Annotated in this window: 2 protein-coding genes; both read left to right on the top strand. The window is 50.5% G+C overall.

From position 1 onward, the window contains the following. Positions 1–596: C2H2-type zinc finger protein (locus tag KBW69_RS23280; RefSeq protein WP_257282517.1), on the top strand; the 596-nt coding region annotated here is incomplete at its 5' end. Positions 597–770: 174 nt separating this feature from the next. Then, on the top strand, positions 771–2,145 hold a 1,375-nt coding region (locus KBW69_RS23275), incomplete at its 3' end, for a C2H2-type zinc finger protein (protein ID WP_257282516.1).

Here is a 2,145-nt window from a genome sequence, read left to right as displayed (position 1 = left end):
AGCAAAGCTGCCCTGAGTGTCAGAAGACTTTGCCAAACGCTCAAGCCCTGTCGGATCACAAAAGAAAAGATCACACCCCAGAGCAAACCTGCCCTGAGTGCCGGAAGACCCTGCCAAATGCGAAAGCACTGTCGGTTCACAAAAGAAAAGATCACACCCCAGAGCAAAGCTGCCCGGAGTGCCAAAAGACCCTGCCAAACGCTCAAGGCCTGTCGGTTCACAAAAGTCAATATCACAGCGGAGAGCGAACCTGTCCTGAGTGCCAAAAGACCCTGCCAAACACTCAAGCCCTGTCGGCTCACAAAAGAAAAGATCACACCGAAGAGCAAACCTGTCCTGAGTGCCAGAAGACCCTGCCAAACGCTCAAGCCCTGTCGGATCACAAAAGAAAATATCATACCCCAGAGCAAAGCTGCCCTGAGTGCCAGAAGACCCTGCCAAATGCGAAAGCCCTGTCGGTGCACAAAGGTAAATATCACACCGGAGAGCAAAGCTGCCCTGAGTGCCAGAAGACCCTGCCAAACGCTCGAGCCTTGTCGGATCACAGAAGGCAACACCGAAAACGAAAGCTTGATGATGCAAAGTCAAGTGATTGATTTTGCTTGTCACTGGCTCAGCAGGGAAAGGTACTGCATACGTTTGGGCATGATCTGAAGTGCAATGTTCACATCTATATGTCTATCACCTCCGGCGGGTCAACCTTATTCTCTCGTCTATCCTCACTGCTCCTATCCGAAGAAAAAAAGGATAGAACCATTAAAAGTCTACTCTTGCACGTATTGGTCTTTGTGCCTTTCGTTTGCCCGGTTGAGCCACAGACTTACCATTTTATCGTTGAAATTAACCAGAATGGGGCTTCGACAAGCCAGAGTTTTTCTATAAAAACTGAGCCGGTCACATTATCTGGAACGCCAATGACCGATGGGAGTTCGGTGCAAAACGAACCATCACGTGCTACCCGCACAGACGGATATTCAGCGTCAGGCTTGCTACCCTACGGCAAGCCCTGTAGGCGAAACAAACTTCAGATCATCACTTTGATGTACGGAACGGGTGGCGGTAACGATTCCCGGACAACGGGGCCAGAGGATCATGGTCGCTCATTCAATAGACATTCAGAAAAATCGCATTCTCTATACGACAACGACCATAATGATGAAAATTCGGGCTGGCCCGCCGACTCGCGACATAGTCTTGACGAAAATTGCCATGAACAGCCCTGTTGTCATCGAAAAGGACACTGTATCTTCGCTCCCTCCACAAGTATCCAGTGTCGTTCAACCTCAGACGACTCTTTCGCTTGCAGAACAGATGTCTATTTGCAAACGGGCGATCAGGAATCTGACCCGGTAAGCCATCCTGCTGAAGTTCCGACCGTTGTCTCAGGCGCTGACAGTACAATCGGTCCATCATTAACATTAAATCCGCCTCCTGCGAAAAAACAAAGGGAGGCAGGCTCCAAAAAATACCGATGTGATCACCCCGGCTGTGAAAAATCATTTAGCTCTCAAGCCTCACTGAGAACTCACAAAAGGCAATATCACACCGGAAAGCGAAACTGCCCTGAGTGCCAGAAAATCCTGCCAAACGTACAAGCCCTGTCGGATCACAAAAGAAAAGATCACACCCCGGAGCAAACCTGCCCTGAGTGCCAGAAGACCGTGCCAAACGCTCAAGCCCTGTCGGATCACAGAAGAAAATATCACACCCCAGAGCAAACCTGCCCTGAGTGCCAGAAGACTCTGCCAAACGCTCAAGCCCTGTCGAATCACAAAAGTCAATATCACACCGGAGAGCAAACCTGCCCTGATTGCCAGAAGACTCTACCAAACGCGAAAGCCCTGTCGGCTCACAAAAGAAAATATCACACCCCGGAGCAAACCTGCCCAGAGTGCCAGAAGACCCTGCCAAACGCGAAAGCCCTGTCGAGTCACAAAAGTGAATATCACACCGGGGAGCCAACCTGCCCTGAGTGCCAGAAGACCCTGCCAAACGCGAAAAGCCTGTCGGTTCACAAAAGAAAAGATCACACCCCAGAGCAAAGCTGCCCTGAGTGTCAGAAGACTTTGCCAAACGCTCAAGCCCTGTCGGATCACAAAAGAAAAGATCACACCCCAGAGCAAACCTGCCCTGAGTGCCGGAAGA

The organism is Endozoicomonas sp. ISHI1 (assembly GCF_024606225.1).
Lineage (GTDB): Bacteria > Pseudomonadota > Gammaproteobacteria > Pseudomonadales > Endozoicomonadaceae > Endozoicomonas_A.
The sequence above is the reverse complement of the archived record's forward strand: the minus strand, read 5'-3'. Positions and strand labels throughout refer to the sequence as shown.